We start from the raw sequence: 6,704 nt of genomic DNA on the forward strand, positions 1-6,704 counted from the left end.
TTCTTGAACTAATGGAAGTGCTCCACCTATAAATTTTAAAACTGCCATTGCGATTTCCATATTATTTCCTCCTCTTTTGTGGTTCTAAGATGTGATTTACTTTTATGCTTTTATTATAGTAAGCGTTTACATTTTTATCAATATCTTTCTATATGCAATATTGCATATAGAAAGCGACTAGATATCATATTTTCGTATTAAGACATGTATTGAAAATTAATTGTTCCCTAAAACAAAAAAATGAACTGAATTTTTATAGATAACTGCGGTGTGATGAAATTTTTGTTTTGGGTTACTCCAAAATATTAGATTGATGGGCATGTGGTGCTAACTCTATCATTGAAAGTAAACTAATATTCAAAAGTTTACATTGAAGGATGGAAAAAGGTTTGAGTATCTAAAATTGTGATTAAGTAGGGATTATTTAATAAAGACGACGGTGATCAGATAATGTTGAGCCACCTGATCGCTGTCGTTTTTAATTTTTAAGTTTAATTAAAAAATTTCTTTTTGTTGTTTTTGATGTAGTTAACGACAATTACAAAGTAAATAATAGCTATGAGATTAATTATGCTTAATGTTAAACCTGATGGATTGGACCAGGGAAGTACAAAAAGCCAAAATACTACTAAAATTGAACTTAATACATATAACCATTTGAATGGATCTGTTATTCTTAATTCCCCCATTTTTCCTTCTTTGATGATTTTATCTTTCAAGCAATCATCTCCTTTAATTAATTCATCAATGCTAATGTTGAATAACTCACTTAATGTAATAAGCGTTTCAATATTCGGATAGCCTTTTTCAAGTTCCCATTTAGAAATCGATTGTCTGCTTATGTTTAATTTAAGTGCTAATTCTTCTTGTGATAAGTTGTGTTTTAAGCGTTCTTCTTTTAGCTTTTTATAAAACTCCATGCTTTCAACTCCTATAATTTTATTTTTATTACAGCTTATAAGAATTGGTAAGAATCGCAAAGTGGAATGATGTAACTTAAGAGTAGCAAAGGTTTGGAACAGGTGGTTGCATGTGTTGGTCAATCAAAACGGACCTAGCGAAGCGAAGGGAGTATTTGACTTGACCAACTGGACTACACCCGAACCCTCTTGGCATTGAACAAACTATTGTTTGTTCCTGCCGACCGGCGAGGGAGCCCCTCAAGGATTTGAGGGGATGGGGAGTTCGAATGGATGGGGTCTGGGGAAGAGTTCCCCAGTGGGTTTGGGCAAAGCCCAAGGTTTGTTTTTACCATGCTAAGCATGGTTCGGCAACGCCGACAAGCGTCGCAGACCCCTATCGATTTTGATGCGAAAGCGTCAAAATACGTATAGGGTTACTCTAATTGACTCCATTTCGTCGTCTTGCTAGACTTATGGTATCAATTAATCTAGGGAAAGTGGTGGCATTTTATGTTGGGTTCTATCTCATTTAATCAATCTCACCAAAGTTCATTAAGCCATAATAACAGAGAAAATATTCATGGAAATCCTGGCATCGATCCAGCCAGGTCAGAAGAGAATATTTACTTTGTTCAAAAGGACATCCGAAGTGTATACAAGGATGTCTTTCAAGAAGCGGTGGACAAGTATAACGAGAAACAAAAACGGAATGACCGTAAGATTGAGGATTACTATGACAAAATACATAAAGACGATAAGACGCATGAGCAACGAGAACTCGTTGTAGCGATTGGGGAAGGCAAAGACGACCCAAAGTATAGGGAAGCCAAAAAGAAAGCGTTAAAACAGTATGCTGAGGCGTTTCAAGAGCGAAATCCAAATCTAGCAGTTTATAACATGGTTTTGCATGATGATGAAGCTAATCCGCATTTGCATATTAACTATGTGCCGAATTTCGAAAGTAGTCGAGGATTAACGAGGCGTGTCGGAATGGATAGGGCTTTGCAACAACAAGGTGTAGAAGGAACGGGAAGAAAGTTAATTGCACATTGGCGAGAATTAGAAACGGCCTATATTGAGCAATTGGCTAAAGAATACATTCCGAATTTTGAACGTGCTAATGTGGGTTCTCATAAGTACATGAAAGTCCGTCAATACAAAGAATATGCAGAAGCGAAGTCAACTATTGAAAATCAAGTACAAGAAAAAGAAACACAGTTACAAACGATTGACCATCATTTAAAAAATGTTGAAGAGAAAACAAACGAATTAGAAGTAACGAAAAAGAGTTTGGAAAGTAATGTCGTTGATAAGTACAAAGAATTAGAAGTAGTAAAACAACAAGTAGAGAGTGAAAGTGAAAAGCTGCAGCTAATTGGCCAGCGTCATGTAGAGTTAGAAAAAAGAGTAAAACAAATGCAAAAAGAATTAGATAGTGCTATGGATCAAGTACCAAATGAACCTGTTAAAATTCCATTTTTGCGTAAAGAAGTAATAACAGAAGTACAGGATAAAATGTTTGGAAAAGCTGAAATTACGAAGAAACAGACAAGAAATTACGTACTAACGCCAGAACAATATCAAGAAGTAACGAAACAGGTGAATGCAGCGATTACTATCAAAAAAGATTATGAGCGTTTGAAAAAAACAGATTTTGTGAAAGAGAATGAGAGTTTACGAGTAGATAATAAATATTTAGAAGAAACAATAGAGGGTAATAATCTTGCCTTAAATCATTCTTATAAACAAAATCGTGAATTGAGAGAAGAAAATAAAGAATTGCATACTGAAATAAGCGGTTTAAAAGCTCATATAAGGGGTTTGCGGGAAAATATAAGAGTTTTATATAATCTGTCAAAAAAAGTTCTTGGAGAGCAATTTAAAGCGTTTAGAGGGCTTGTTAATAATGAATTGGGTAGCAAGGGAATAGATAATCAATTTGAACGTGAACACAAGAGAGAAATAAGCAGATAGCAAGATTTTGATATGAAAAGATAGGCGTGATAATGGTAGACTTTAGCAATGCATCTCATGTTATTATAAAGAAAGACGTATAAACGAGAAAAACCGCCCAAAGTCTTGGCGGACAGGCGGTTTTTCATAATAAGGTTGGAATCAACCAATATATATTCTATATACATTCTAACATATAAAAGTTGATTCCTTCCACTAAGGGAGAGAATTATTTTATGACAAAAGTTGTAGATTTTGGACAAGCTGAAAAAAAAGCGAAATTAAGAGATAGTAAGATTGATAGTATTTATGATCAGTTGCAAGCCGGTGGTTACTCAGAAGAAGAGAAAGCAATGCTCTTACAGTTATTAAGTAAGGCGACTGGTGGAGAAGAATATTTCATTGCAAAAAAGAAAAAACCAACGGATCGGGTGAGGTTTGTGCAAATCATAATGGATAATATGGAGTATTTAAATCGTATTGGATATTTTACCAATGCAGAGCAGGCATTTTTATTGCAGATATCTTCTTATTTAGAATTTAAAACTAATGTAATTATTGAAAAAAGCAATAGTGATAATGAAATTGAGACAAATGCGGCAACGCCTAGTTATTTAGCTGAAAAACTTGGTAAAACTAGAGAAAGTGTTTCTAAGACAATGAATTCTTTGTTAAAGAAAGGTGTTTTAGGAGTTGCAGAAGCAGGAATGACAACAGATGATGGACGAATTTGTACTAGTCGCACATGGTTTGTAAATCCGAATATTATGTGTTGTTCTCCAAAAGACAGTATAGATAGAGCAACTCAACATATTTTTAAAAAGTCACTTAGGAACTTTAAAGTAAAAGGTGATTCTAAAAAACATAAACTACCAATTTATTTATTTTAGATGTCAATTTTTCATTGACATCTTTTTTTTATTTGATTTTCCATTTTTTAGGTGTGAAAAAAAAATCACACAGGTGTGAATTTTTTTTCACACCCTACCTCTTATAAACCCTTGATATTACTGACTTTCTTCACTTTGTTCTTCTCACTCTTATATATAGGGCTAAAAGTTCCGCAAGGAACGGGTCGTATTTTTGAGAAAACCACTCAAAAATCTCCACCCTCAAAATCAAAAAGTCGGTTCGTTTATCCTCACCTAAAGGCTACCGCTTTTTCTTTTTGATTTTGTCCCTGCAAAACTTTTTTCGGCTCGTGTGTTTTTTTCGCCAAGCCGACAGACAAAAAGCAAAGCAATGGTTCTCGACTTGGACTAGTAAGTATACGAGCCGAACCGCTTAGATCATTCGTCCCAAAATAGTTCTTATTCAAAAAATAGATACGTAATACGTGGGGTTTCGCCCCCACACGACGAGCCAACACTCTAGCCAAAAAGCAAGTTTTAAACAAAAAGACCAGAACAAAACCATGCTAAGTAAAAAAATAATGAGCTGTCCATATGGACAGCTCATTTACATAATTCTCGTTATTGGAAGTTGATTAATATTAGCTTATTTGTCTTATAAGTTAAATCGAGAACAATTAGATCCCCAAATATTTCAGTTCTTTTTGTATGTTATTTAAGGCAAACCTCTTTCGTTTTTTAAAGAAGTTCTTTGGTTCGTTTGAAGATAATCTCCAAAGAACTCGTATATCCTGAGATTGTTAGAGTAAGGACTTGAACAAATTCCCAACCATCCTCAGCATGTTCGATAATAATACGCTTATAATCTTCTTTGGGTTGCCCTTTCCATCTATCAATTTTGACTTTCACAAATTTGTAATCATACATATTCTTCCACCCCTTTTTTCCTAATTGTACCATTTAGAAGAAGCGATGTATTGTACTTTTTTGACTGTATACTCTATACATATGCAGTTAACATAACGTCTCATTATCGGTAGCAAGGACAAAGGCGTCCCCTTACTCTCACAAGGGATTTGCCTTTTTTTCTTTTTGTGATTTTATACATCGTTTTATACATTGTAGAGATACTGGGGTTTTTCTGGCTTATGAATGCCCTGTATTAGTACAGAAATCTGTATAGAATTCTGTATAAAAAAGTAGTTAGATTTCTGTGCTTTACTCCGGCGAATTTCAAAAGACAATTGAAAATTTCTCTTTCAATCTAAAAAAGAAGGTGTTACCTTTCTAAAGAAGGAAAACACTACATAGCAACTGAAGAACAGCTTAGAACAGAGGGAGGACAAAATATGGCTCAAACTTATTGGGGATCTGAGGTAGCCAAGAACTTAGGGATTGGCTCAAGTACTTTACGTAAATATTGCCTTGCCCTGGAGGAAGCCGGGTATCCTTTCGAGCGCGGTAATAATAATTCTAGAATTTTTTATCATAAAGACGTAGCGACTATAGAACGGCTAGTAACAGCTATGAACAAGAAGAACGTAACACTAGAACAGGCTATAAATCTAGCAATGACAAGTGTTGAAGAAAATGAAATAGCAACTGTTGCTACGGATAGCGTAGCAGATGTAGAACATATAAAAGTATTAACAGAACGTATAGAACGATTAGAACAACTTAATTTAGAGTTAATTCAAAGATTGGATCAACAAAGTAAACTTTTACAGGAAACTGATGCTCAAAGAATAATAAGAGAAGAACAAAGAGATATTCAATTAATGCAAGTATTAAGAGAAATACAGGATAGTAAGCGTTTAATAGCAGCTTCAGAACAGAAGAAATCATTTTGGAGTCGTCTATTCGGTAAATAAATTAGAATTTAATAATAGAAAAAAGGTTTACTCATTATATAAAATAAATAAGGAGTAAACCTTTTTTGCTACTGAGAAGTGATGTTATGTAAATTTGGGTCTATTGATAGTAAATAGTATATTATCTTCAGATGGATAAAGTTTTGTGATGTAAGAATTATTTGTATGAGTTTAATAGTAAAAAAGAAAGGAGAATTTTTTTAGGATTCTTCTTTCTTTTTTAGTGTATGAAATGTTACAAAATAACTGATTTGATTTAAGAATATTAATGAGAATCTTTAATTAGCAGCTAGATTGTCCAGTTGATCCAATTCTTACTTGTTGAGTTTGTAATACTTTTAAAGTAAGATCAAGGACGATTTTTTCACGTAATTTGTCAAATTCTTTTTCTTGATTTTTATTGCATGATTTTTCATGATGTTCATCATGATCATTATCACATGGTGAGAAATCAAGCTCATAGAATTCTGCACTAATTATTTCACAAAATGGTTGTTCATTGTAGAAAACGTTATTTTCAAAGAAGAATTTGTCTAGACGAGGAACATCAGGGTTTTTGGGATTAATGAAACGGGCTTTATTTTCTGAAGAAAAAGCTATCATTGGGAAAGAAAGAAAGTCATTTGCAGTTAATTCACTAAAACCAGAGAATCGAACTTTTGCAATTTTATCATGAATCACACCATTGCACTCTTTAGCAGCATATTCAATATTTTTACGAATAAAACCTTCTACAAACAATTTCGCTCTTGTTACTCGGAAAAACCCTGTTTCATTAATAGGTTCATATTCAACAGGTACTAGTTTACATTGTTGTAAAAATACATCTTTTAACACTCTTTTAATTTCTACTGCTGGTGGACAAAGTGGAATAGTTGCTTCCACTACAATTTGAAGCGTTCTTTCTGCTAATACAACTGGAATTTTAACTATTGGATTTCTTGCAAGGACAGGCGTTGCTTCAGTATTACTGAATGGAGTTTGTGTTTCCGCTTTAACCTTACAATCTTTATCGTGCTTGTTTTCACTCAATTAAATAACCTCCATTTATCTTTTTATCTTTGAATGCTTTCATATCTACTTTAATATGATATTTAATATATTTATTTGTGTGCAGGCTTGTATAA

Annotated in this window: 6 protein-coding genes; 3 read left to right on the forward strand and 3 right to left on the reverse strand. The window is 33.5% G+C overall.

The window, feature by feature from the left end:
* Window positions 1-491 precede the first annotated feature (491 nt).
* Window positions 492-920: a helix-turn-helix domain-containing protein gene (locus V7183_RS02955; RefSeq protein WP_335358646.1), complete on the reverse strand. Its 429-nt coding sequence runs from the start codon at window positions 918-920 to the stop codon at window positions 492-494.
* A gap of 492 nt (window positions 921-1,412) precedes the next feature.
* On the opposite strand from V7183_RS02955, the gene V7183_RS02960 reads away from it, so the two are divergent.
* The gene (locus tag V7183_RS02960; protein WP_335358647.1) at window positions 1,413-2,876 is read left to right on the forward strand and encodes a plasmid recombination protein; all 1,464 of its coding nucleotides are present in this window, start codon (window positions 1,413-1,415) and stop codon (window positions 2,874-2,876) included.
* A 215-nt stretch (window positions 2,877-3,091) separates the two neighbouring features.
* Window positions 3,092-3,745 carry a MarR family transcriptional regulator gene (locus V7183_RS02965; RefSeq protein WP_335358648.1) on the forward strand — a complete coding sequence of 218 codons (654 nt, stop codon included), beginning with the start codon at window positions 3,092-3,094 and terminating at the stop codon, window positions 3,743-3,745.
* A 699-nt stretch (window positions 3,746-4,444) separates the two neighbouring features.
* On the opposite strand, the gene V7183_RS02970 is transcribed toward V7183_RS02965, so the two are convergent.
* Window positions 4,445-4,633 carry a DUF4177 domain-containing protein gene (locus tag V7183_RS02970; protein WP_335358649.1) on the reverse strand — a complete coding sequence of 63 codons (189 nt, stop codon included), beginning with the start codon at window positions 4,631-4,633 and terminating at the stop codon, window positions 4,445-4,447.
* 422 nt (window positions 4,634-5,055) lie between these two features.
* Here V7183_RS02970 and V7183_RS02975 point away from each other — a divergent pair, with 422 nt between their 5' ends.
* Window positions 5,056-5,577 carry a DUF3967 domain-containing protein gene (locus V7183_RS02975; protein ID WP_335358650.1) on the forward strand — a complete coding sequence of 174 codons (522 nt, stop codon included), beginning with the start codon at window positions 5,056-5,058 and terminating at the stop codon, window positions 5,575-5,577.
* A 282-nt stretch (window positions 5,578-5,859) separates the two neighbouring features.
* Here the strand turns inward: V7183_RS02975 and V7183_RS02980 are convergent, their stop codons facing one another.
* A complete protein-coding gene (locus V7183_RS02980; RefSeq protein ID WP_335358651.1) occupies window positions 5,860-6,609 on the reverse strand; it encodes a CsxC family protein in 750 nt (249 codons plus the stop codon).
* Between the last annotated feature and the right edge of the window lie 95 nt (window positions 6,610-6,704).

The sequence above is a fragment of the Bacillus sp. JJ1127 genome (assembly GCF_036965845.1).
Taxonomy (GTDB): domain Bacteria; phylum Bacillota; class Bacilli; order Bacillales; family Bacillaceae_G; genus Bacillus_A.

What these genes read in the sequence shown, in the direction of transcription:
- V7183_RS02955 (WP_335358646.1), bottom strand. Translation starts at nt 920, where the DNA reads ATGGAGTTTTATAAAAAGCTAAAAGAAGAACGCTTAAAACACAACTTA.
- V7183_RS02960 (WP_335358647.1), top strand. Translation starts at nt 1,413, where the DNA reads ATGTTGGGTTCTATCTCATTTAATCAATCTCACCAAAGTTCATTAAGC.
- V7183_RS02965 (WP_335358648.1), top strand. Translation starts at nt 3,092, where the DNA reads ATGACAAAAGTTGTAGATTTTGGACAAGCTGAAAAAAAAGCGAAATTA.
- V7183_RS02970 (WP_335358649.1), bottom strand. Translation starts at nt 4,633, where the DNA reads ATGTATGATTACAAATTTGTGAAAGTCAAAATTGATAGATGGAAAGGG.
- V7183_RS02975 (WP_335358650.1), top strand. Translation starts at nt 5,056, where the DNA reads ATGGCTCAAACTTATTGGGGATCTGAGGTAGCCAAGAACTTAGGGATT.